A 23570-nucleotide genomic window follows, 5' to 3' on the forward strand; every position below is an offset into this window, starting at 1 on the left:
CGCCTATCCCGGCTCGGTGATCTGAATTCGGCCTAGGCCCTGAGGGTGGTGCGCGCCATTTGGGCATCACGGCCGATCTGGGCGCTGAGCTCCTCCAATCCGGAGAAACGCTGCTGACCCCGCAGCCGTTGCACCGGCTCCACCGTCAGTCGTTGGCCCACCAGCTCCCGGTTGGTGTCCAGCAGATGCACCTCCACCGCCGACGGTGAATTGGGGTCAACCGTTGGCTGGGGCCCCAGATTCATCACGGCCGGTAGGTGAACGTCCTCGTCCCCTACCTGGGCCCAGGCGGCATAGACGCCAAGCCCGGGGAGAAACTTGCGGCCATCCACCTGCAGGTTGGCGGTTGGCCAGCCAATGGTGTGTCCAAGCCCCCGCCCCTGCACCACCGTGCCGCTGAAGCGATAAGGCCGGCCCAGGAGTTGCTGCGCCATTGCCAGATCACCTTCAGAGAGGGCCGCACGGATCCGGCTGCTGCTCATGGCACCACTGGCATCCTCAAGAATCGGCAACACTGTCACCTGCGCGCCGGACTGGCGGCAGAGGGTTTGCAGGGTTTCTGTGGTGCCCAGACGACCTCGGCCAAAGCGAAAGTTGGCTCCCACGGCAATGTGACGCGCCTGAAGGGTCTCGAGCAGCATCGTGCGCACGAACTCTTCCGCACTGAGCCGGGCCAGATCCTGATCAAAGGGCACCAGCACCAGCTGTTCAATGCCGAGCGGTTGCAGCAGAGAGAGCTTCTCCTCCGGCAGATCCAGGCGCAGCCGGGCCTCACCGTGCAGCACTTCCCGGGGATGGGGCCAGAAACTCACCACCGTGGGCACACCGCCATGGGGCTCCTGGCACACCGCGTCGATCACACGTCGGTGGCCGGCGTGGAGGCCGTCAAAGCTGCCAAGGGCCAGCGCCGAGGGCGTGCGGGCCTGCTGTGGTGAGCAGAGGGGAATCAAGAGAGCCGTGCATCCGGCGGGTGTTGATGGCAAGTTTGGACGACTGCCGTTCATTCGCGCATGGCCGACCGTCTCGACCTTCAGTTGCTGTCCCTCGGGCTGAAGCGCATGGCCTGGATCCGCTTCTGGATTCAGACCGCCCTGGGCATCGTGGTGATGGGCGTGCTGGCTTTCAACAACGTCGGTGGGAGCCTCAGCCGCAATGCCGATCGGGCCCTGGGGCTGAGCCCAGGGCTCTCGCTCACCACCCTGTCCTTTCTGGTGCTGTTGTTCAGCCTCTGGCAAGGCTGGTTGGTGGTGCGTCTTGGGCGGGCTCTCGGCAGCAACGCAAAACCCAGTCGGGGAGAGGCTGCCCGCACGATCAAGCGGGGGTTGATCGCTGATCTCCTGGGGTTGGTGTTTGCCGCTGTCGGCTACCAGTCGTTGGCTGGAGCCCTGTTCGTGCAGGCCTCACAACAGACGCCGGGCATCGCGATCGGAGGGTCAGGGATGCGGGAAAACCTGGCGATCACATCACTGGAAATGCTCTCGGTTCTGAGCAACACCCAAGTGCTGTTTGCCCATCTGATCGGCCTGTTGTTCTCGCTCTGGTTCTTGCAGAGGATCTACCGGGCGAAATGATTTGACGCCTTCAGCTTTAGTTGGCCTTCAACCAGTGCCCTAAGTTCCAGCGCCATTGCTCATTTTGACCTGGAATTAGAGGCGTCACGCCAACAGAAGATGATTGAGCTCGATCGGGGCCTATAAATCTGGCCACGAACAAAATTCTGGCCCCGAGAGAATCAGACGAATCTCGAGCCATTTCATCGAAGGATCAAGAGCCCTGCATACAAGACACCCAACGATCAATTCAACCCCTATAAACGGGGCGACAAAATTCCCCCGCCCACCTTCAGGAAAATAAATATATCTAATTATAGCGTAGTTAAATTTTTTTTGCCTGGAAAAAAAATCGCAATTGTTCAACTAGCTTGAATACGCGCTACAAAGCAGTTGCCTTTACAGCAAGATTTCGCACTCGCAACTGTTTTCGAGCGTTTCTAGCAATCCCGCTTTAAATGAACGCTTCTCTCTCCCCCAAGTTCAGATTCGGCGCTGAGTCCAAAGCAGTCGATGTCAGCTTTTCTTCGCCGCAGAATCCCGTTGGGAAGAGGCAAGCTGCTCTAACGAATGCAGAGTATCTGAGGCAATCCTGCTCCCAGATGCAAATACCCGTCGGGCCTCGAGAGCATACTGAATGTCCTCATCGAGTGACGTTTGATCGCTTTGCGCCATCCGACAGCGAAGCCCTGCGTGAGTGCATCAATGCTGCATACCGACAGGTTCTAGGCAATGCACATGTCATGGATCATGAGCGCCTTGATTCGCTTGAGGCAGAATTTACCGATGGGCGCCTTTGTACACGTGAATTGATTCGTGGCCTTGCAAAAAGCGAATTATACAAAGCTCGTTATTTCTTCAAAGTCTCGGCGTATCGCGGTATTGAGCTGAATTTCAAGCATTTGCTAGGCCGACCGCCGCTTGATCAGCAAGAAATTGCAAGTGCGGCTTCAATCCAATCCTCAAAAGGCTTCGACGCATTAATCGACTCAATAATCGATTCGGCAGAATACGCTGAGGTTTTTGGGGATCATGGCGTTCCATATGTCCGCTCATTCACATCAGCCAGCGGAATGTCCATGCTCAACTTTGTTCGGATCGCAGCACTTGAGCAAAATTTTGCTAGCAGTGACCGGTCGAAAGGAAACGACAGTTTGCTCCGTGCGAACCTCGCCTCCGGCGCACCCATGGCAATTGATGTGCCAACGGCATACGACTATGCAGAAATGTCTATGGCATGGGCAGGAGGCAAGCCACCCGCAAATTACGAGAAGCTATGGCGTGGTCTTGCCCTCGTGGGTGGCGCTCACCTCGCTGGGATGTTGGTCAATGTGACATCGCAAATGCTTGGAATCCACGGGTTGGACCGTATTCCTGCCATGTTCCTCGGCCTCTGACCTGGTCGATGTAGCGAATGTTCGGTACAAGCCATCAGCATGGCTTGTACCGAGGCAAATGTAAGGGCCAAGGCTATTCACTCCTGTTTCGCCACTACGGCTGCATTTAAAGCGTTGAACTCCCCACCAGCTGCAGCTTTCAACGAAAGCTAAGAGACTCTCTGATGTGAACTCATTGAAAAACATCATTACTTTGAGGAGTCGTCAATCTCCCTTTTCAAAGCATTCATTTCGACGGAGATGATTAGCGCACCAACTGATCGTTAAGTTTGAGTTGAGGGAGTCCACTCAGTGGCCCCCGCCAGAACAATTCCGGCTGAATCGGTGTGAGCGACGGAGCATTGGTCTCGATCTGGGCCACATCGGTGGGCCAGTCCCGAGGTCCATCGCCTCCTGATTCCAAATCCACCACGGCCTCACCCGCGAGCCAGTAGTAGGTGCGGCCGCGGGGGTCCTGGCGAGGGCTGAACTGTTCGTCGTAGCGACGAACCGACAAGCGCGTCCAACGCAGCGGCCCCATGGTGTCGGGCTTGCAGGGGGGCAGGTTGAGATTGAGCAGCAGGTTCTCCGGCCAACCGTCACGCAGCGCTGATTCGGCCACATCCAGAGCCAATTCACCAGCACCTTCGAACTGTCGCCACTGAAAACAGGCGCTACTCACCGCCATGGCAGGGAGTCCCTCCAATGTTCCCTCCATCGCCGCGGCCACCGTGCCCGAGCAGAACACATCCGTGCCGAGATTGGGACCATGATTGATGCCCGAGAGCACCAGATCAGGTGGAGTCTCCATCAGCTCGAACAGGGCCAGCTTCATGCAATCGGCTGGCGTGCCGCTGCAGGCCCAGGCCGTCACCCCCTGGCCAAACAACTGATCCGCCCGTTCAGCCCGAATCGGTTGCTGCAGGGTGAGGCCATGGCCGGTGGCGGAGCGTTCCTGATCCGGGCAGACAACGGACACCTGATGGCCGCGAGCAGCCGCTGCCAGGGCCAAAGCTTTGATGCCATCGGCAAACACGCCGTCGTCATTGCTAATCAGGATCCGCAGCGGGGCCATGGCATGCCGGAGGGGTCTGCAGGGAACCTAAGCGTCACGGCTGCCTACAGTCAGTCGCTGTGATCCCGAAGCCGTGAGCGCCACCGTGTCACTTCAGCAGCTCACCGAGCAGTTGGAGGCCCTGGAAAAAGAGGCTGCAGCTGAAATTGCCGCTGCTGCTGATGCTGAAGCCCTTGAACAACTTCGGGTCAGCCTGCTGGGTAAAAAAGGGCGTTTGTCCGCTGTGCTCGGAGCCATGGGCAAACTGCCTGGCAATGAGCGCCCGGTGGTGGGTCAACGGGCCAACGTACTTAAAACCCAGGTGCAGGCCCTACTGAGTGAGCGCCTGCAGGCGGTGAAAGCGGCGGCTCTCGACGCCAAGATTGCTCGCGAAACCCTGGATGTGACGGCGGCGGCGTCCGGAGTGCCGGTCGGTCACCGGCATCCATTAATTACCACCACCGAAGAAATCGTCGATCTGTTCTGCGGCCTGGGTTATCGGGTGGTGGAAGGGCCTGAAGTGGAAACCGACCACTACAACTTCACGGCCCTCAACATCCCGCCCGATCACCCGGCAAGGGACATGCAGGACACCTTCTACCTGAAGGACAACCTGCTGCTGCGTACACACACCTCTCCGGTGCAGATTCGTCAGCTGGAGCAGACCCCACCCCCGGTGCGCATCGTGGCTCCCGGTCGCGTGTATCGCCGCGATGCAGTCGATGCCACCCATTCACCGGTGTTTCACCAAGTGGAGGTGCTGGCGATTGATGAGGGGCTCGATTTCAGTCACCTGCGCGGCACGGTGATGGCCTTCCTCAAGGCCTTCTTCGGCGATCTACCTGTTCGCTTCCGGGCAAGCTATTTCCCCTTTACCGAGCCATCGGCCGAAGTCGATGTGCAATGGCGGGGACGCTGGCTAGAAGTGATGGGTTGCGGCATGGTCGACCCCGCCGTGCTGGAGGGCATGGGGCTGGATCCTGAGCGTTACAGCGGCTTTGCTGCAGGCCTTGGAGTCGAACGGTTCTGCATGGTGCGCCACGGGATTGATGACATCCGCCGTCTCTACACAAGCGATCTACGCTTCCTCGAGCAGTTCTGAGCGGCATTCGCTGTTCACCCCTTGATGCCATTCACACCTCGCGGAGATTCAGCCGATCTTTGTTGGCAAATCTAGGCAGTTTGCTTAAACAGGAGATTTAAGTGAATGTCGATGGCACGTCTTGGATGGCGACTGACGGCCTTGGCGACCCTCGTGATTTTGGCGGGTCTCGGGGTTCATTTTGGGGTCTCCGGTTGGACGTCGACGTCAGTCAAAGCAGGAATCGATGCCACTGGCCGTAGCTCGCTGGCTCTTTTTTCGATTGCTTTTGTCGCTTCCAGTGTGCATCGTCTCTGGCCTTCATCGCTCAGCCAATGGATGCTTCAAAACAGACGTTGGATTGGGTTGAGTTTTGCCTCTTCACACGCGATTCATCTAGTGCTCATCATTGCAATGTCGTTCGACTTCCCTGATCCGTTCTTGAGTGGGCAGCCCGCCGGGAAGTGGCTGTTGGGTGGTATTGGGTACCTCTTTGTGGCCCTGATGGCGATGACCTCATCCAATGCCGCCCAACATTGGATGGGCATGAAGCACTGGAAGCGCTTGCATTTGATTGGTTCTTATTGGCTTTGGGCTCAATTTTTTCTCACCTATGTGAGCCATATCAAGAAAGGACCTGCTGACTTTTACGCCCCTTTCCTTATCTTCACAATGGCTCTATTAGTAATCCGCTGGGCTGGTCACGTCAGGCCCAAGAGGCCCTTGAGCCCTGTTGGCTGATCCGCTTCCAAGGGGGCAACGATCAGCAACGCAGCCAGCTCTGGTGCAGTGAGATGCGCTCATCAGTCCAACAATCAGCGGAATCCCATCAAGACATTCTTGATTGAGGCCGACCATTAGAACTTTGGCTTGCGCACTGGACCCATCAAGGGGTTTTGAACCGGTCCGGCAACGCCATAGGTCACAACGAATCCTTGGCCCCCTCCAAAGGTGGAGGTGCGTCCCTGATAGGTGGGGTTGATGACCACTTCACCATTGAACCAGTTGTTGGCGCTCCAAAGGTTCCCAGCGTCATCAACGATCACATCGGTGGTCATTTGAATAACGCCACTTTGGTAGTTGTGAATAACATCCCCGGTGGTTTTTCCTGCGGGGCAATTGGCGGGCTTGACGCCACAGATGTGAGTCAAGCTTTGACCATAGAGATTGCCAACCCAGACATTGTCATTGCCGTCGATTGTCACACCCCAGGGGATATAAGCGGTGCCTTTGGAGATGTCTTGCTTGACAACTTTCATCTCGGGTGAAATCAGCCCCACCATGCCAGTTTGCGTGATACTGGGGTTAGCTAGAAGGTATTCGGCACCGGCCTCAAACTCCTCCATGATGGTTTTGGGTTGCGGTGCATTGGCGGGGATGTTGGGCGGCATTTTCGCACCGGGAGGCAGTGCCCCTTGAGGAGAATTGGATTGCTGGGCAATCCATACATGCCCTGTTGAGTCAACGGCAACACCGCGTCCCCCAAGGTTCACTTCGATCGTTTTGGCCTGATCCGGAGCGTCCCCAGGAAACACGGTGAGTCTGTTGTTGTAACTGCTGGTAACCCACACTCTGTTCTGTGCATCAACGGCGACACCGAAAGGTGCTTGGAGGCCATCAATTGTGATTCGTTTCCCTTGGGTGTAATCACCACCGGGGAAATGAATCATGTGGTTAGCCGTGTTGTCGGCAATCCAAACGTCTCCGTTGGCGGCTGTGGCGACGCCCTGAAGCTGTCCCACTTCTCCATCAATGGTGGCTGGCCCGAGGGCTTTGCCGTCGTTGAGGTCGAACACCCCGACCATGTTGTTGAACGCACCAACCCAGGCGTATTTCTCTGAGACGCCGGTTCCCCAGCCCACACCGTTGATGCCTTGGCCGTTGTAACCGCTAATTGCTGGTGAGAGGGGTGTGCCACCGGGGCTGAAGTGGGTCACGCCTCCGCCGATGTTGTTCACCACACCGGATTGCGAGCCCGGCATCCAGTTGGTTCCACTCCACATGCTTCCTTTTCCGTCAAACATCAACTTCCCGAGCCCTAAAGCACCGCCACCGTTAAAAACCAGGGAAAGTGAAAAGCTTTTGGGTTGAAACAGCAGATAGGGGGCAGTTGCAGTTGTGCGCAGCTGTGTTGCTTTGTTGATCGGGTAGGAGCTTTGGAACAGTTGATAGAGCGCGCCGGCGTTCTTCCAGGGTTGACGGGCAATGGACGTCATTGCCGAGAGTGTGTTCTCTGAACCTGTTAGGGAAAGCAGCTGATCGCACGCTTGAGATTGCTGCGGTTGCCCGCACAAAGCAATCAGGTCTGAGAGCACATTCATCCGAGCTGCAGTCTCGGAATTCAGCAGGTTGGTGCTCTTCAGCAACGTTGCTCCAAAGCGGCCCGTGCTCTGGTCCACCAGGTTTTCCACTTGGCTCGAACCGATCGTTAAGGCGCTTTGGCTTCCTTCCAACGCGGTGCCTTCAAGCAGCTGAGCATTGGGCCAAACCGAACCAACGGTTGTGAGCTCGTTGATGGCCACCTGCTGATGCTCATCCCCGCCGAGCACTGTGAGCATGGTGAGTTGGTCGGCGCTGGATCCGCCGATGTCGCCCCCCTCGGCCACGAGGTAGTGGATGACCCCTGGCGTGGCTCGAACCTTGACGCTGAACGCCCCGCTTTTGTTCGAGCGCTGGGTGCTCAGTTGTTTGGGGAATTGCCCCGCCTGGGTTTGCCAGAGGGTGATGGATGAGCCGCTCACCGGCTGGCCCTTCAGGGAGATCTGGCCGTTCAATATTGAGTGCCCTCGGGCTTCGACAGACCCTGTTGCTGTCCCAACAGCCAATGCACTCAGGGCGAGGGCTTGTCCAAGCGTTTTGAAGGCGTTCATGGACGTTGGTGCTTTTTTGCTTTCTAGGCAGACATAAAAATTTGGTCAGTACTTCGATTGAGATCACGGACCTTTGGAGTCAGGCCAAGCCCCATCAGCTGACTTGGTCGGTGGTTGTCTGCGATCAATGCCCCAGATCGGATGATTTGCCCCTCTCCGGTTCGCTTTAAGGGTCGGAAAGCTGACGTTTGCCGCAGCTGTGGTGACCATCGGAGTGGTCACCATTCCATGGAACGCGGCATGTCTGTGCTCTCGGTGTTTGACGGCTCCGCGCGGGCTTTGGAGATCGTCAAAATCGTGTCGCGGCACGAATGGTCGTTTCTGAGTCAGCTGCTGGGGCGGGGCGACAGCACGGAAACCCGGCTGCCGTTGCCGTCGGTGCTTTGCAACCTGCTCACCGACCTGGGGCCGGTGTACGTGAAGCTCGGGCAACTGCTGAGCACCCGTCCTGATCTGCTGTCGGACGACTACATCAGCGCACTCAGTCGCTTGCAGGCGGATGTGCCCCCGGTGGCCTGGAAGGAGGTGAAGCCCTACCTGAGGCGGGAGCTCGGCAAGCCGATCGATCAGTGTTTTGCCCACTTCCAGAGCAAGCCGATTGCGGCCGGCAGCGTGGGGCAGGTGTACGGCGCCACCTTGCCCCAAGGCTTGAAGGTGGCGGTGAAGGTGCTGCGGCCTGGGATCGAAGACCAGGTCAAGGAAGATGGCCGTTTGCTGCGCAAGATTGCGGCGCTCGCAGCCTCCACATCCCTCGGCAGCCAAGTGGATTTTGTGGGGCTGGCGGATCAGGTGTTGGCGGCTTTGGAGCGGGAATTGGATTTCCGCATTGAGGCGGAGAACACCAAGCGCTTGCAACGCTGTTTGGAGCAATCAGCGTTTGTGCCCTCGGGTCAATTGCGGCTGCCCCATGTGGTCGACAACCTCTCGGGGCAGCGGGTGCTGGTGCTGGAGTGGATTGAGGGGGAACCCATCCTCACGCCTGCGGCACGAACGGCCTTGAAGAACGGCCCTGGAGTGGAGGCCACCACCAAGGCGTTGTTGGGAGCGTTTGTGGAGCAGTATTTCGTGGAGGGTTTCTTCCACGCTGATCCCCATCCCGGCAATCTCAAGGTGCTGAGCGACGGCAGTGTGATCCTTCTCGATGCCGGCATGGTGGGCGTGTTCGATCCCCGCACCCGCGCCAATTTGCTCGACCTGGTGCTGGCCCTGATCAATCAGGATGCGGCCCGTGCCACCGATCTCCTGGAGCAGATCGCGCCGCCGGCTCAAGCTGTGAAGGTCGATCGGCAACATCTCCAGCGTCAACTGGATCAGCTGATTGCCAGCAACTTCTCCAAGCCCTTGGAAGAACTCAATTTCGCCCTCTTCCTGGCGAACTTGCTGCAATTGGCGAACCGCGCAGGTTTGCGGGTTCCAGGAACGATGGGTTTGTTTGTGAAGTCGGTCACCAATTTGGAGGGGGTGGGTTGCACTCTCAATCCCGCCTTCAGCTTCACCGGTGAGATGCAGCCTCTGGTGGCCCAGTTGCTGGCTCGTTCCGTGATGCTCCCTCAGGAGCGTTTGATGCAGTTCGGTCTTGATCTGCGCAACCTGTCGCTGGATTCGCCCCGTCAGCTCAGCCAGCTGTTGCGGCGTTTCAGCAGTGACGACCTCACCTTTGCCCTGCAGTTGGAGGGGTTGGAATCACTGCGCAAAACCCTGGATCGCCTGTCGCAGCGCGTTTCTCTAGCGATTTTAGTGGCGGCCCTGTTGCTCAGTGCCACATTGATGGCATCCCTGGCCCAGCAGGACCTGCTTCGTGACGTGAGCGAAGGGCTATTCATCGGAGCCAACCTGTTTGGTTTGTGGTTGCTGGTGTCGTTGTTGCGCTCCAATCGCCGATGACTCCCGTTGGCCGGTGTTCAGACAGCACTGAGGGTCTCTCATAAACTGCCTGAGATGCGTTCAGGTCTCGATCGGTGCCCAAAGTTGGACTGATCGTGAATGACGGCAAGCCACTGGCCGTGGAAACGGCCAAGCTGATTCAGGACCGTCTGGAAACCGGCGGACACAGCGTGGTTCGCGCCAGCAGTTCGGGGGGCATGGTGGGGTTTGCCAACCCCGACCAGCACCTGCGCATGCTCGGCTACAACGCCTGCGTGCCCGAAGGGTTTGATCCCGCCATGGCCCTCGCGATCGTGCTGGGGGGAGATGGCACGGTGCTGTCTGCGGCCCGGCAAACCGCTCCGGTAGGGGTGCCGATTCTCACGATCAACACGGGCCACCTGGGTTTTCTGGCCGAGGCCTACCTCGACAATCTCGACCAAGCCCTCGAGCAGATCCTCAACGAGCAGTGGACGATCGAAGAACGCGCCAACCTGGTGGTGAGCGTGATGCGCGGTGACCAGCGGCGATGGGAAGCACTCTGTCTGAACGAGATGGCCCTGCACCGGGAGCCGCTCACAAGCATGTGCCACTTCGAGATCGCCATTGGCCGCCACGCACCAGTGGACATCTCCGCCGATGGCGTGATTCTTTCAACCCCCACAGGCTCCACCGCCTATGCACTGAGTGCGGGCGGGCCAGTGATCACGCCCGAGTGTCCCGTGCTGCAACTGACGCCGATCGCCCCCCACTCCCTGGCCTCAAGAGCGCTGGTGTTCAGCGACCTGGAGCCGGTGACGGTGTTTCCCGCGACCCCCGAGCGGCTGATCATGGTGGTGGATGGCAGCGCCGGTTGTTACGTCTGGCCGGAAGACCGTGTGCTGATTCGCCGCAGTGACCATCCGGTGCGCTTCGTCCGTCTTGCGGATCATGAGTTCTTCCAGGTGCTGCGCAACAAGCTGGGATGGGGTTTACCCCATGTGGCCAAACCGGATGCCCCGAAGTCGGAGCCATGAATACCCCTGTGAATGCCGTGCTGCTGGTGGGGGCCCAGGCGGTTGAGCTGGCACCCAGGCTCGAGGCCTCCGGCTACCACCCCCTCGACTGGAGTGCGGGGGCAGCAGCGTGCAGTCCGGTGCCGGGGGCTGGCCCGTCTGTGGCGATCGTGGCCGCCGACCAAGCGGAGTTAATCCCCGGACTTCGCGCCCAGTTCGGATCCTTTCCCATCCTTCTGGACGTGAAGACGGACACGGTGGAGGGCCGTGAACTGTGCCTGAACGCCGGTGCCAATGATTTCTGGCTCTCGAGCCTGGGCATCAGCGATCTGCTGCAGCGGTTGCGGCTCCACATGAGCATTCAGCAGACCAGCGGTCGCGCCCGAAGCCTGCTGCAAGTCGCTGATCTTTGCGTTGACCCCAGCTGCCGGCAGGTCCGCCGCGGAAGACGTCCGGTGGCTTTGACCGCCCGTGAATACGCGTTGCTGATGCTGCTGTTCAGCCGCGTCGGCCAGGTGGTCGCGAGAGATCAAATCCTGTCTGAGGTCTGGAACGACGACCAGGGCATGTCGAGCAACGTGATTGAGGTGTATGTGCGTTACCTGCGCCAAAAACTCGAGCAGGGCGGTGAAAAACGCCTGATTCACACCATTCGTGGTCGCGGTTACAGCCTGAGTGATGGCATCCCCTCTCTCACCCCATGAGCACGGCTGAGCTCTCCAGACACCACGGCATCCCTGCCCAACTGGTGACAACGGTCTTGGCTGGGCTGTGCTTTGTCGCGCCGCGCATAGGTCACGCCGAAACACTGCTGACCCAGGCCCCCACCCCCCAGATGCTGCCGATCGAAGCGCGGTGGTGCCTGGACTCCAGCACCACCCATCAGGCGCCCGTTTGCATTGCCCTGGAGGTGGCCGACAACCACAACAAACGCAGACTCGGATTAATGCATCGGCCGCCGCTGCCACCCCAACGCGGCATGTGGTTTGACTTCCAAAAGGCCGCCCCGATCAGCATGTGGATGCTGAACACACCGGCCTCGCTCGACATGGTGTTCGTCCGCGACGGTGCCGTCGTGGCCGTGGAAGCACGATGCCCACCCTGTCGGGCGATTCCCTGCCCCAGCTACTTCGCCGACCGCGATCGCGACGGTAGCCCCGATCCTGTGGATGGGGTGATCGAACTGGGTGCTGGAGAGGCCGCCCGGCTCGGGATTGACGTGGGCGATGGGGTGTCGATTGAACGGCTTCAGCGATCACGCATGAAGCGGCACCCTGAACGCCCTGGGCAGACGCAGCCCGATTACTCCTTGCGGCAATAACCGCCTCCGATGTCGCCCCAACCCGACGGACAACGACCGCCTTTTGATGGTTGAACCGTGTAGGTCATGAGGCCAAGGGTGCTGCAGGTGTCCTTGGCAGTGTCGACGTAACCCATGGGGCAATCGGCCTGGCGCTTGGGAACCACGCGCTGGGCCAAGGCATGGGAGAGATCACCAGCGACGTCGAAAGCAGCGATGAGACAGGCACCGGCCATGACTTTCATCATTGGGCGCCTGCACTGGAGCACTGCAACTTCAACGAATCGATGACGTTACGTTAGGCAGACCAAGCCATCCAAACTGCATCCAAGCTGCGACAAAACATGGCTGCGACTCTGCTAAGCACCAAAGACATCGAGGCCCTCAACCAGAGACTGCCCAACTGGAGCGTGGTGGATGGCCACTTGGAGCGCTCCTGGAGCTTCCCCAATTTCGTGCAGGCCTGGGGATTCATGAATCAGGTGGCCCTGATCGCCCAGGCCATGGATCACCACCCCAACTGGAGCAACGTCTACGGGTCCGTCACCATCCGCCTGAACACGCACGACCTGGGAGGGCTCTCCAACCTCGACGTCACCCTGGCCGAACGCATCGACCAACTGGACTAAAGCCTGCCAGCATGGTGGGCTGGAACCGCGCCCGTGGCGGCGCCGTCGTCACCCCTCCACACCCATGACCGCTTCCCCCAGCACCGCTGCGATACCGACCAGCGGCGTGCCGGTGACGATCCTCACTGGTTTTCTTGGCGCAGGCAAAACCACCCTTCTCAATCACATCCTCACCAACCAGAACGGGATGAAAACCGCGGTGCTGGTGAATGAGTTCGGCGAGATCGGCATCGACAACGACCTAATCATCAGCACCAGCGATGACATGGTCGAACTAAGCAACGGCTGCATCTGCTGCTCCATCAATGACGAGCTGCTGGAAGCGGTGGATCGGATTCTTGAGCGCCCCGACCCCATCGACTATCTCGTGGTGGAAACCACAGGCCTGGCGGATCCCCTGCCCGTGGCGATGACCTTCCTGGGCAGTGAGCTTCGCGATCAGACCCGGCTTGATTCGATCGTCACCATGATCGATGCGGAGAACTTCGACGACCAGCTGCTGGAGAGCGAGGTGGGCCGCTCGCAAGTGATCTACGGCGACATCATGCTGCTGAACAAGACCGACCTGGTTAACGAGGAGCGGCTCGAGGCGATCGAAGGGCGACTCAAGGACGTGAAAAAAGATGCCCGCATCCTGCGGTCGGTCAAAGGAGACGTGCCTCTGCCCCTGCTTCTCAGCGTGGGACTGTTTGAAAGCGATCGGGTCGTCAGTGCCGCGAACGATCCAACCCTGGATCACAGCGACTGCGATCACGACCATGGCCACTGCAGCCATGACCATGACCACGGGGACCATGCCCACAGCCACGACAGTCCTGGGCACAGTCAAAACAACAGCCATCACGATCACAGCCATCACCACAACCACAGTCATGGCGATCACAGTCATGCCGACCACCTAGCCATTGAGGGGTACACCTCGCTGTCCTTCCGCAGTGATGGACCTTTTTCCCTGCGCAAATTCCAGAACTTCCTCGACAATCAGCTGCCAGCCTCCGTCTTCCGGGCCAAAGGCATTCTCTGGTTCAACGAAAGTGAACGCCGGCATGTGTTCCACCTGGCAGGCAAGCGCTTCTCGATCGATGACAGTGACTGGCCCGGTGAACGCAAGAACCAGCTGGTGATCATTGGCCGCGACTTGGATCACGGCCTCCTGCGCAAACAACTCGAAAACTGCGTCGCGGCGAAAGATTCAGGCAAAGGGTTCCTCTGAAGTAAACAGCAGCAACCACGACAAGCAGGAACTGGACAAGGTGTTTAAGGTGACAAGACTTCAGGGGACGGCAAGGTGGAACTCCTCAGCGCGACACTCGCCCTAACTGCCATTGGCGTTGCTGTCTGGATGCTGGTCGACTCCGATGACGACAACAGCGGCGGCGGCCTGATGGAGCCCACCTTGGTTCCGATCCCCGTGCGGCATACCCGCCGCTGATCACCTTCACTCACACCCCTTGATCCCCGCCCGCGAGCGGGGATTTTTTTTGCTCGCTACACGCCAGCTGAAAACGCTATTGCGTATCATTCGCATCTTCCCAATAAGAGCTAATGCGGATCACTCTCAATAAGCGGCCATTGCTGAGAACCGCTTCCGCTGCCCTGCTGGCGGCGACCGCATCCCTGCTCCAAGCCTGCGGAGGACAGCAGGAGAAAAGCATTGGGGTGTATTCCGGACGGCACTACAACACCGATCAAAAGCTCTACGAGCGCTTCACCGAAGAAACCGGCATCCGCGTCAAGCTGCTGGAAGCCAAGGACGATGCCCTGATCCAACGGCTGGGCTCCGAAGGCGAGAGCTCACCGGCCGATGTGCTGATCCTGGCCGACGCAGCCCGGCTGGATCGTGCTGCTGGGCTGGGACTCTTCCAGGAGGTGGAGTCTCCAGCTCTCGAGGCAGCAATCCCTGCCAACCTTCGGGACCCGGACAATCGCTGGTTCGGCCTCACCCGACGCATGCGGGTGCCGATGTTGAATCCAGACAAGGTTCAGAGCGGGCAGGTGAACCGCTACAGCAAGCTGGCGGACAAAGGACTGGCAGGCAAACTCTGCCTCCGCAACCGCAAAAGCGTTTACAACCAGTCACTGGTGGCCTTCATGCTGGATCGCACTGGCGAAGCAGCAACCGCAAGCTGGATTCGAGGCATGGTCGCCAACCTCGCCCAGCCGGTCTTCAGCAGTGACACCCCGATGATTCGTGCTGTGGCCCAGGGCCAATGCGGCGTGGCTCTTGCCAACACCTATTACCTCGGAAGGCTGCAGGCCGGCGACAAGGGTGCTGCCGACAAGGCCCTGAGCAAGAGCGTGGAGGTGGCTTGGCCAGATCCCGTTCATGTCAACATCACCGGCGCCGGTGTCACCGCCACCAGCAAACAGCCGGCGGAGGCACAACAATTCCTGGAATTCCTGGCCTCGAACCAAGCACAGGGCGGCTACGCCGCAGCCAACCATGAATATCCAATCCAAGGCTTCGGGGACGATCCTGTTCTTGCCGCTTGGGGCACCTTCCAACAAGCCGACGTCTCCGCAGCAAAACTGGGAGAACTGAATCGCAAAGCTCTGGAACTGATGACTGCGAACGGCTGGCAATGATCCCGGCATCGCCAGCCCTCTCCAGCCCCCAGGCTCCCCTGCTGCGACCGGGCCGCCGCCTGCTCAGCGGCCTGGCGGTACTGCTGGCCCTCCTGGCCCTCCTCCCCCTTGCCGGCTTGTTCGGTGCGGGGGTGCAGGGGCTCGGGAATGGCTCGGCCAGCCTGGGTGCTGATGGCCTGTTGCAAATCGGAGGAACCATCAGCCTTCTGATTGGCACCACCTGTCTTGGATCCTTGTTGGGCACGGCAAACGGCTGGCTGCTCGCGAATTGCCGCTTTCCTGGGCGACGCCTGTTGCGCGTCGCCCAACTCCTGCCCCTGGCCACTCCCTCCTATTTGTTGGCCGCCACCCTGGTGGACCTCGGGAGCCGCCAGGGTTGGCGCATTCACGGCCTCGGCTGGGGTGTGGTGGTGATGGCTCTAAGCACCTATCCCTATGTGTTCCTGCTGAGCACGGAAAGCTTCACGATCTGCGGTCGGCGTCAATTGGAAGCCTGTCGCTGTCTGGGTGTGGGCCCCTGGAATAGTTTCCGGCGCATCGCCCTACCGATGGCGCTTCCTTCCATTGGCGCAGGCATTGCCCTAATGGGCATGGAGGTGGTGAACGAGCTCGGTGCTGTGCAGCTACTGGGAATCCCCAGTTTGTCGGGAGGCATCCTCCAGGCCTGGCAGGCGGAAGGCAATCCAGCCGGGGCCGTGGGGCTGGCACTGATCACCCTCTGCATCGTGATGGTGTTGCTGGTGGGTGAACGGCGCCTGCGCCGTCGCAGCCGCCGCTGGTCAGAAGGGGTTGCAGGCGGCGAGTCTCCGGCTTGGCAACTACAGGGGAGCCGGGCCCTGATCGCCCAGATTCTCGGGGCGGTGCCACCCCTACTGAGCCTTGGCACACCTCTGCTGTGGGCCAGCCGCAACCTTGACCAACTCAATCAAGGCATCTCGAGCGAACTGGTGATGCTGACCGGCCGCAGTCTTGGCCTTGCCCTCGCAGCCGCTGCCCTGGCAGTGATGACAGCCCTGGTGCTATCGATTGCCAAGCGCTGGAGTCAAGCCCGCTGGCTACGGGGCCTCACCTTTCTGGCAGGGATGGGCTACGCCATCCCCGGCGCGGTCCTCGCCCTGGCCCTGCAGTTGTTGGGCGGCCCCTGGCAGATAGCACCTTTGTTGTTGCTGCTTTGGGGCTACTGCGACCGGTTTCTGGCGGTCGCCAAAGGGGGACTGGATGCAGCGCTCGAACGCTTGTCACCGAGCCTTGATGAGGCGGCAACCGGCTTGGGCTGCCGCTGGCCGGATGTGCTCAAACGTGTCCACCTGCCTCTCTTGCGCGGGCCGCTCGCGGTCGGGGGGTTGTTGGTGTTCGTCGACACCGTGAAGGAACTGCCGCTCACGTTTGCACTCCGTCCTTTTGACTTCGACACCCTTTCGGTGCGGGTGTTTCAGTACGCCAGCGATGAACGGCTGGCCGCAGCCCTCTGGCCCACGTTGATGATCCTTGCCCTGGGGTTGATGGCCTCCCTCGCCCTGGTGCCGGGCCTGGACCACCGCCCCGAGGATCAGCGCCCCTTGAACGGCTAACCATCCATTCACGCGCACTTGCCGCGCAACGCATTGACCGTCAGTCACTCAACACCTCAGCAGGAATGCACTGCTGGGGCCGCGCAGACGGATCAGCGAGCGGCGGCACCTGACGGGGAGCCAAGACCGCGACCCAGTTGCGCTGAAGCGGATTGAAGTTGTCATCGCTCACCGCGACAAGCGTGCGGCGACCATCCGGCAGCCGAGGCCCCCAGGCCAGCCCTTCCCAGTTATCGCTGGGGAGCCCAAGGGCCAGCAGATCCCAACCGGTTAACGGTTTCAGTTGGGGTGGAGCCGAATGGAGGCTGAGACGTGCCGTCCACTGCCCAGTGGCGGGAAAACTGCGATGCAAGGCCAGCACTCCGGAAGGACCGTCGAGTGCCAGCAATTCCGTCAGTCCCTGGAATCGGGCGGCTGCACCCCCAGCCGGGCCAATGGCGAGATGACCGAGGGCTGTCCAGCTCTGCTGGGGAGTCAAGGCCGCCACCGGCACACGAGCGACACCTCCATGGGCTTGGTGTTGACGCAGAGGTGCTTCTGCCGCCGTCAACAGGGAGGCATCGCTCTGAAGCGTGAGGGATTCAGGGCCTTGATTCCGTGCCAGACCGGTCGTTGCCGTTGAACGCCAGGAGGCCGGCAAACCCTGCCGTTGCAGCAAACGGCCGTCTCGCAACGACACGCGCAGCAATTGCGCGGGCCGATCGCGGGGACCCCGCGCTTCACTGACGATCCAGGCTTGATCACCTTGCACCACGAGGCCTTCACCATCCATCGAGGCAGGCAAGGGCGTCCCATCCGTGCCCCGCAGTACCAACCGCCGGCCAATCCGTGCTGGAACACCACGACGAATCCAAGGCTTCAGGCCAAGGACCGGCAGCAGGTAAGCCTGTGGAGCATCACTCAACAACCACAGCCGGTCGTCGCCTGCGCTGTAAGCCGCTGCGGAGAAACCACCCAACGGTCGGCCATCCATTCCTTCGCGCGGAAGCGCCTGCTGACGCACCAGCTCCCATCCTGCCGACCAAGGACAGGGCAGCGCTTCGGACCAAGACGGCAGATCGATGGCTGTCATCAAGCCCATGATGAAGACAGCGCACTGGCGTGTCTGCGCCTAACCGGCTGAGGATGGATCTGCTGCGGTGTCTCCAGCTCTTGACCAACGTTGATCCAACTGAACAGCTCCAGCCGCCAACACATCCGCCAGGGTGACCACCAAGCGGTAGGAGAGGGCAACCGCCAGCAGGGGAGCCTCGCCCACAAGACCGCCAAGACGGAGAAGCAACACAGCTTCAAACACCCCCAACCCGCCAGGAGCCGCTGGCACCACCAGACCCACAGTCCAAGCCAGAGCAAAACCCGCCAGCCAGATCCAAGGGGAATGCACAGCGCCGAGGTCAAACGTCTGCACACAGCACCAGAACCCGGCGAAGCGGCAGAGCACAAAGCCCATGTCCAGGCCCAGAGCCCCCCAGGGATACCCACCGCGGCCACTGCCCAGATGGTCCACATCAAGAGAGGCCAAGTCCTGGGGATTCGCCCGCTGCAGTTGCTTCCACTTCGCCCGCTCCAGCCGCGCCAACAGGGGTTCACGCCATCGCGGCACCAGCACGAGCGCCGGCAAGACAGCCAGCACGGCCAACCCCGATTGCCAACCACCGAACGGCACCCAGAGCAAGGCCGCCACCGCCATCACCAGGGGCTCAAGCAGCACCGACACCAGCGCACGGTTGGTCCCGAGACGAGGCTGCAACGTGCGCAGCCGATCCACGAAATGCCAAATCCCACCGGGGAGATACTTGAGCAGATTGGTGCGCAGATGCAACGGCACCAGCGCCAGCCCTTCGGTGCCATGGCCGAGCCAGTTGACCAACACGCGCCAGGCCAGCGCATTTACCACCAGGCTCAACCAACTCAAACCGAGCCCCAGCAGCAGCCACCACCAGCCGCGGGCCGAAATGGAGAGGTCTTGCAATCCAGCCACGTGACCCGCCAGGGCCCAGGCCACAAAGCCAAGACTCGCCAGCGTGACCCAGAGGCGCAAACCACCCGGCAGATTCCGCTTCACAACGTCCAATCCCCCAGCGGCTGGAACCGCTCTGCCTGGGTCAAGACTGCCATCCTTACTTGCTCGATTGAAACGTTGGCCTGGAGGCTGACGCGGCGCAATTCGTCGTGCTCCACCTTGAGGGAGAGACTCCCACCCGGCCTGCGGACCTGTTTGACGCGTAACTCCCCCCAGGGCGACGGGCAGACGCCCGTGCGGCGCCACAACACCCAACGTCCCTGACGGCGTTCGCGCACACCCAGGCTGGTGCCAGCACCGAGCCACACCTCCCGAACAGCGGCCACCTGCTCTGGCAGGACGAGGGCCGTCATCGCCATCCCGGGCCGACCTTTCTGCATCAACACCTGAGCTGTGGCCACCTCCAGGGCACCGGCTTGACGCAGCTGGTCAGCCAGAGCGGCCAGATCCTCCGCCGAGGCATCGTCGATCCAGGCCTCCTGCACCACCAGCTCCTGCCAAGTGGCCATCGGCTCAGCAGCTCCAGGGTCGAGGCGCTGAAATTCCTGAACCTGCAGCAACCGCAGCAAATTCGGACGATCGAGCTGACGATGCCCCAGGCCGATGCCAACGCCCTCCACCACCAGATCACCGGGTTCTTCAAAACCATCGGCCAACACAGCCATCAGGGCCAATCCCGTGGGCGTGGTCAGTTCGCCACTGGGTAGATCCGGACCCGACCGCAGGGGTACTCGATAACGCCGTGCCAATTCCAAAACGGCAGGAGCGGGCACAGGGAGGCAACCATGCGCTGTCTGCACCGTGCCGCGACCGGCTGGCGGAACGCGACAGAGAAGGCGATCCGGTGCCAGGGCCGTGATGGCCGCACACACCCCGACCACATCCACCAGGCTGTCGAGCGCGCCCACCTCATGGAAGTGCACCTGGTCAGGGGATGTGCCGTGCACAGCCGCCTCCGCCTCCGCGAGGGCTGAAAACACAGCCAGCACCCGTTGTTTGACCACGGCATCAATCGGTGCCTGATCAATTTGGCCACGCAGGTCGCGCCAATGCCGATGCTCCGTTTGTGGAGCCACCGCTTCCACATCGAGTTGCAATCCACGCAGGCCCCCGTTGCGGCCCTCTTCCACCACCAGGCGATAGGCACCGTCGAGGCCCAGGGCAGAAAGGGGCTGCTCAACACAGCTCCGCGACACCCCCAAATCCAGACAGGCCGCCAACAACATGTCGCCCGCCAGCCCGGTGGGGCAATCAACCACCAGGGAGCCCATCAGTCCGCTGAAGCCTGCGGGGATGGCCTCACCAGCGGGGCGCGCAGCAACTCATCAGCCAGTTGCTCCAAAGGCTGCTGCTGCGCGCGCAACCACTGATCCACTTCACGGCGGGCACGGCGCTGTTCCCGTTGGGCGGTGTCCACATCGTGACCCGACAGTCCCCAAAGTCGCCCCAGCAGGGCACGATCGTCAGCGCCACCGCGTGCTGCTCCGTAAATCAAGGTCTCCGCAGCGATTCCAGCCTGCAAGACCCGGCTCCAACGACGTAGGTCCTCGAGCGGCATGCGCACGCTGGTGGGAATAGCAAATTCCGTGGCGCCATTGCTCCGCACCCCGGCTTGCAAACAAGCACGGGTCCCCACAAGCACCCGCTCAACGGGCAGATCGTTTTCCCGTGCCAGCAACAGATGCCCCGCTTCATGGCAGGCAATCCGGCGCAACCGGGCGCGACCCCCAGGCAAAGATTCGGCCAACAGATGGCCGCCCAGTCCGTCCCATTGGGAGGCATCCACCGTCAGCCCGACTAGCAGACCGCCTAAACCGACGGCAATCCAAGCCGGAGAGATGCCCACGAGCGGGCCGAAGACTGCCAGCAAGGTGGCACCTGCCACAGCAGCACCTGCAGTGCCACTCGACACTGAGCCTCGCGACTCACCGCCGCTGCTGCGCGGAGGGGAGGGCTCCATCAGGCCTGAGCCTGCCTGCTGCGCCCCTTTCCACCACGGCCTTTGCCCCCGCGGGTGGGCATGGGCGCAATGGCCTCAAAGCTCTCGACCTGCAGATCCTGACCCTGTCGACGCACCTCAAGGTTGACGAAGTGGCGCAGCTGCTCGATCGGGATTTCTCCCTTGAGCTGAAGCTTGAAGGGGAGGGGGCGACTGCCATCAGCGCGCGGTTGCTGACGCACTTTCACCACCAGCTCACCGCTTTCGGGGCGCGTGAAGATCAATTCACCGCGAATGGAGAAATAGTCATCTCCCTCCGGCAGGGTGTCGTGCACCGGCTCCCCATCCCCAGCTGGAGGTTCGGAGCGATCGAGGGTGCTGGGTTCCCAGATGCCGGCAATCTGCAGATGCAGATGCCCGCCTTCACGAGAACGGGGATAAACCACCCAAAGATGGGGATGGTCCATGGCCAGGTGACGGCGCATCAGCGTGAGCATGCGGCCTAGCACCACCGCCTCCACTTCTTGGCCTTGGTCATCCACCAAGACCCCACGGGTGAGCTGGTCGTCGGACTCAGGCTTGTAGGTGCCGCGGACAACGCCGATGGCCCGGTATTGCAGCGGTTCGGTGACCGGGGAAATCGGATGGTCGCGCATGAATCGAGAAGGGCATGCAGTAGCCCGCAACAAACTCTAGCCAGCACTGGCGATGCACCTCAGACTGCGCGGGTCCAGTGGTGATCAACAGCAAGCGGTGGCAGGACGCAAGCGATGGTGGCTTGGTGGTGGTTTGGTGGTCGCCCTGGGGGTGGGATGGCTGCTGAGCGAATTGATGCATGGCCAGTCCAGTGCCTCTCCCAGTCGGATTGAAGTCGACCGCCAGGTGAGCGATTTGCTCAACCGCCGAGAGCAAGGGCCCCTCAGCGCGGTCGATGAACGCCGGCTTCTGGAACGGCTCCTTGCCCTGGGCAGGCTGCCGGAAAGCATCGTGTTGGTCGAGGATCAACTGGCAGCCCAGCCCAAGGCCTGGCGGTGGCGCCTGCTGCTCAGCCAGCTGGAACTGCGCAATGGCAACAGCCGCGGTGCCGAGGTGCATCTGCAACAACTCTCACGGCTGCACCCCACCAATCCCGATGTGCTTCAGGCCCTGGCCCTGCTCCGCCTCCAGCAGGGGCGTCCTCAGCTCGCCATCAACACAGTGCAGACAGCACTGAAAACAACCGAACCCAGCAAGCGGGTGTCCTTGGGGTTGCTGCTGGCGGATCTTCAACGTCAAAGCGGTTCAGGTACCGCCGCAGTCACCACCTACCAACAGCTCATCAAAGACTCCCCTGACGATGCCCGCCCGCTGATGGCAAAAGCACTGTTGATGCAAGAGCAGGGACAACGGGATCAAGCCCTGGCTCTGCTCGAGTCAGCCCGGCAGAAGCAGGTCGCCGTCAACGCCGACACACAAGCAATCGATGCCTTGGCAGCCCGCTGGGGCCTGGTAACCAACCGTGCCAAAACAAGCACTGCCGTGGAGAGTCAAAGCCTCAAGGAGCAGGCGTCTGAGATTCCCAACCCTTGAGGGCCGCATCAATGGCATCAACCGGATCCGTGGCATCGCTCATGGATGTGGCCTGACGCAGGCGGTTGAGCAAGTCCATCGGATTCGTAGCGTCCAAGACAGACCCCTTGGGCTTGCCGGGTTCCGTGTTGTAGATCTCCTGCTCGGCCGGCGTTTGGTAACCGGTCATCGGTGCCTGGGATTGGGCCAAGCCTGGGGCTCCAGCTCCGCAGGTCACGACCACTGCACCCGCGGCCATGAGTCGTTGGATCGAAGGCATCGTCTGACTCCAGGGGAAGCAATGCTAAGGGTCTCGAAGGCTTGAAGGAACCCTGTGCTGATTGCCAGCTGGAACGTGAACTCCGTCCGCACCCGTCTGGACCATGTGCTGGCCTGGCTGCAGAGCCACCAACCTGATCTGCTTTGCCTGCAGGAAACCAAGGTGGCTGACCCGCTGTTCCCGCAAACAGCCTTCGAAAGCATTGGCTATCGCGTCAGCTTTCACGGCCAGAAGTCCTACAACGGTGTGGCGCTGATCAGCCGCACCCCGCTGGACGACGTGCGCTGCGGCTTCATTGGCGAATTACCTGGCGACCTGGAGGCCGGCGAGCTGGGAGAACAAAAACGGGTGATCAGCGCCCTTCTGGATGGGGTGCGGGTCGTGAATCTCTATGTGCCGAATGGCTCTTCGCTGACGTCCGACAAATACCCCTACAAGTTGAAGTGGCTGAACTGCTTGAAGCGTTATCGAGAAGCGGCGCAGGAAAGGGATGAACCCCTTTGCATCGTGGGTGACTTCAACATCGGCATGGAAGCCCGTGACATCCATGACCCCGAGCGCTTAACGGGGGGAATCATGGCGAGCGATGCCGAACGCACAGCCTTAAACGAAGCCCTAGGTGAAGGCATGGTGGATGTATTCCGAGCCTTCGAACCGGATGCAGGCCACTGGAGCTGGTGGGACTACCGCAGTGGAGCCTGGAACCGCGACAGCGGCTGGCGGATCGACCACATCTATCTCTCTGAGGATCTGCTCGACCTGGCGCGCAGCTGCGTGATCCACAAGCAGGAACGCGGCAAGGAACAACCCAGCGACCATGCACCGGTGGTGGTTGATCTGTGCTGGCCACCCGAAGATGACGAGGACGACTGGGGCGACGCATAACCGCTACCAACCCTGCCCGG

25 protein-coding genes are annotated in these 23570 nt (G+C 60.8%); 15 read left to right on the forward strand and 10 right to left on the reverse strand.

Annotation, left to right across the window (positions count from 1 at the left end):
• Window positions 1-32 precede the first annotated feature (32 nt).
• Window positions 33-950 (reverse strand): bifunctional riboflavin kinase/FAD synthetase, encoded by a 918-nt coding sequence (locus tag RS9916_RS06705; RefSeq protein ID WP_007098554.1) that lies wholly within the window; start codon window positions 948-950, stop codon window positions 33-35.
• Between the two features lie 60 nt (window positions 951-1010).
• On the opposite strand from RS9916_RS06705, the gene RS9916_RS06710 reads away from it, so the two are divergent.
• Together RS9916_RS06710 and RS9916_RS06715 are read left to right on the forward strand one after the other, a co-directional pair.
• On the forward strand, window positions 1011-1571 hold the full coding sequence (locus RS9916_RS06710; RefSeq protein WP_007098555.1) for a DUF3611 family protein: 561 nt from the start codon (window positions 1011-1013) through the stop codon (window positions 1569-1571).
• 629 nt (window positions 1572-2200) lie between these two features.
• Entirely contained in the window at window positions 2201-2947 is a 747-nt protein-coding gene (locus tag RS9916_RS06715) for a phycobilisome rod-core linker polypeptide (RefSeq protein WP_232199540.1), read from the forward strand.
• A gap of 244 nt (window positions 2948-3191) precedes the next feature.
• Here the strand turns inward: RS9916_RS06715 and surE are convergent, their stop codons facing one another.
• Window positions 3192-4001 (reverse strand): 5'/3'-nucleotidase SurE, encoded by an 810-nt coding sequence (gene surE / locus RS9916_RS06720; protein ID WP_007098557.1) that lies wholly within the window; start codon window positions 3999-4001, stop codon window positions 3192-3194.
• 73 nt (window positions 4002-4074) lie between these two features.
• Between surE and pheS the strand changes: the two genes are divergently transcribed.
• Together pheS and RS9916_RS06730 are read left to right on the forward strand one after the other, a co-directional pair.
• The gene (gene pheS / locus RS9916_RS06725; protein ID WP_007098558.1) at window positions 4075-5082 is read left to right on the forward strand and encodes a phenylalanine--tRNA ligase subunit alpha; all 1008 of its coding nucleotides are present in this window, start codon (window positions 4075-4077) and stop codon (window positions 5080-5082) included.
• Between the two features lie 141 nt (window positions 5083-5223).
• On the forward strand, window positions 5224-5802 hold the full coding sequence (locus tag RS9916_RS06730; protein WP_232199541.1) for a ferric reductase-like transmembrane domain-containing protein: 579 nt from the start codon (window positions 5224-5226) through the stop codon (window positions 5800-5802).
• A 116-nt stretch (window positions 5803-5918) separates the two neighbouring features.
• On the opposite strand, the gene RS9916_RS06735 is transcribed toward RS9916_RS06730, so the two are convergent.
• Complete coding sequence (locus RS9916_RS06735) at window positions 5919-7802, reverse strand: hypothetical protein (protein WP_232199542.1); 1884 nt, start codon at window positions 7800-7802, stop codon at window positions 5919-5921.
• Window positions 7803-8171: 369 nt separating this feature from the next.
• Here RS9916_RS06735 and RS9916_RS06740 point away from each other — a divergent pair, with 369 nt between their 5' ends.
• From RS9916_RS06740 to RS9916_RS06755, 4 genes are all read left to right on the forward strand, one after another.
• The gene (locus RS9916_RS06740) at window positions 8172-9815 is read left to right on the forward strand and encodes an AarF/ABC1/UbiB kinase family protein (protein ID WP_038024301.1); all 1644 of its coding nucleotides are present in this window, start codon (window positions 8172-8174) and stop codon (window positions 9813-9815) included.
• Between the two features lie 74 nt (window positions 9816-9889).
• Window positions 9890-10810, forward strand: coding sequence for an NAD(+) kinase (locus RS9916_RS06745; RefSeq protein ID WP_007098562.1), 921 nt, complete (start codon window positions 9890-9892; stop codon window positions 10808-10810).
• Window positions 10807-11493: a winged helix family transcriptional regulator gene (locus RS9916_RS06750; protein WP_007098563.1), complete on the forward strand. Its 687-nt coding sequence runs from the start codon at window positions 10807-10809 to the stop codon at window positions 11491-11493. Before RS9916_RS06745 ends, RS9916_RS06750 begins: the two co-directional genes overlap by 4 nt.
• Window positions 11490-12110, forward strand: coding sequence for a DUF192 domain-containing protein (locus RS9916_RS06755; protein WP_007098564.1), 621 nt, complete (start codon window positions 11490-11492; stop codon window positions 12108-12110). The genes RS9916_RS06750 and RS9916_RS06755 overlap by 4 nt, the downstream gene beginning before the upstream one ends.
• Here the strand turns inward: RS9916_RS06755 and RS9916_RS06760 are convergent.
• Window positions 12092-12325 carry a hypothetical protein gene (locus RS9916_RS06760; RefSeq protein ID WP_232199543.1) on the reverse strand — a complete coding sequence of 78 codons (234 nt, stop codon included), beginning with the start codon at window positions 12323-12325 and terminating at the stop codon, window positions 12092-12094. The genes RS9916_RS06755 and RS9916_RS06760 overlap by 19 nt on opposite strands.
• A 108-nt stretch (window positions 12326-12433) precedes the next feature.
• Between RS9916_RS06760 and RS9916_RS06765 the strand changes: the two genes are divergently transcribed.
• From RS9916_RS06765 to RS9916_RS06780, 5 genes are all read left to right on the forward strand, one after another.
• Complete coding sequence (locus RS9916_RS06765) at window positions 12434-12718, forward strand: 4a-hydroxytetrahydrobiopterin dehydratase (protein WP_007098566.1); 285 nt, start codon at window positions 12434-12436, stop codon at window positions 12716-12718.
• 64 nt (window positions 12719-12782) lie between these two features.
• Window positions 12783-13931 carry a GTP-binding protein gene (locus tag RS9916_RS06770; RefSeq protein ID WP_007098567.1) on the forward strand — a complete coding sequence of 383 codons (1149 nt, stop codon included), beginning with the start codon at window positions 12783-12785 and terminating at the stop codon, window positions 13929-13931.
• A 75-nt stretch (window positions 13932-14006) separates the two neighbouring features.
• Complete coding sequence (locus RS9916_RS14840) at window positions 14007-14150, forward strand: hypothetical protein (RefSeq protein ID WP_007098568.1); 144 nt, start codon at window positions 14007-14009, stop codon at window positions 14148-14150.
• A 113-nt stretch (window positions 14151-14263) separates the two neighbouring features.
• Entirely contained in the window at window positions 14264-15304 is a 1041-nt protein-coding gene (locus RS9916_RS06775; protein WP_007098569.1) for an extracellular solute-binding protein, read from the forward strand.
• On the forward strand, window positions 15301-16875 hold the full coding sequence (locus tag RS9916_RS06780) for an iron ABC transporter permease (RefSeq protein WP_007098570.1): 1575 nt from the start codon (window positions 15301-15303) through the stop codon (window positions 16873-16875). The genes RS9916_RS06775 and RS9916_RS06780 overlap by 4 nt, the downstream gene beginning before the upstream one ends.
• 40 nt (window positions 16876-16915) lie before the next feature.
• On the opposite strand, the gene RS9916_RS06785 is transcribed toward RS9916_RS06780, so the two are convergent.
• From RS9916_RS06785 to RS9916_RS06805, 5 genes are read right to left on the reverse strand one after another with little or no spacing between them, the layout of a single operon-like run.
• The gene (locus tag RS9916_RS06785) at window positions 16916-17947 is read right to left on the reverse strand and encodes an esterase-like activity of phytase family protein (RefSeq protein ID WP_156777499.1); all 1032 of its coding nucleotides are present in this window, start codon (window positions 17945-17947) and stop codon (window positions 16916-16918) included.
• A gap of 39 nt (window positions 17948-17986) precedes the next feature.
• Complete coding sequence (locus RS9916_RS06790) at window positions 17987-18940, reverse strand: lysylphosphatidylglycerol synthase domain-containing protein (RefSeq protein ID WP_007098572.1); 954 nt, start codon at window positions 18938-18940, stop codon at window positions 17987-17989.
• Window positions 18937-20169, reverse strand: coding sequence for a nickel pincer cofactor biosynthesis protein LarC (gene larC / locus RS9916_RS06795; protein WP_007098573.1), 1233 nt, complete (start codon window positions 20167-20169; stop codon window positions 18937-18939). The genes RS9916_RS06790 and larC overlap by 4 nt, the downstream gene beginning before the upstream one ends.
• Window positions 20169-20858 carry a hypothetical protein gene (locus tag RS9916_RS06800; RefSeq protein WP_007098574.1) on the reverse strand — a complete coding sequence of 230 codons (690 nt, stop codon included), beginning with the start codon at window positions 20856-20858 and terminating at the stop codon, window positions 20169-20171. Before RS9916_RS06800 ends, larC begins: the two co-directional genes overlap by 1 nt.
• A complete protein-coding gene (locus RS9916_RS06805; RefSeq protein WP_007098575.1) occupies window positions 20858-21493 on the reverse strand; it encodes a hypothetical protein in 636 nt (211 codons plus the stop codon). The genes RS9916_RS06800 and RS9916_RS06805 overlap by 1 nt, the downstream gene beginning before the upstream one ends.
• A 52-nt stretch (window positions 21494-21545) precedes the next feature.
• On the opposite strand from RS9916_RS06805, the gene RS9916_RS06810 reads away from it, so the two are divergent.
• Entirely contained in the window at window positions 21546-22406 is an 861-nt protein-coding gene (locus RS9916_RS06810) for a M48 family metallopeptidase (RefSeq protein WP_007098576.1), read from the forward strand.
• On the opposite strand, the gene RS9916_RS06815 is transcribed toward RS9916_RS06810, so the two are convergent.
• Complete coding sequence (locus RS9916_RS06815) at window positions 22372-22665, reverse strand: hypothetical protein (protein WP_038023416.1); 294 nt, start codon at window positions 22663-22665, stop codon at window positions 22372-22374. The two genes, RS9916_RS06810 and RS9916_RS06815, sit on opposite strands and share 35 nt — an antisense overlap.
• 54 nt (window positions 22666-22719) lie before the next feature.
• Between RS9916_RS06815 and xth the strand changes: the two genes are divergently transcribed.
• On the forward strand, window positions 22720-23550 hold the full coding sequence (gene xth, locus RS9916_RS06820; protein WP_007098578.1) for an exodeoxyribonuclease III: 831 nt from the start codon (window positions 22720-22722) through the stop codon (window positions 23548-23550).
• The last annotated feature ends 20 nt before the right edge of the window (window positions 23551-23570 follow it).

This window comes from Synechococcus sp. RS9916 (assembly GCF_000153825.1).
Classification (GTDB): Bacteria; Cyanobacteriota; Cyanobacteriia; order PCC-6307; family Cyanobiaceae; genus Synechococcus_C.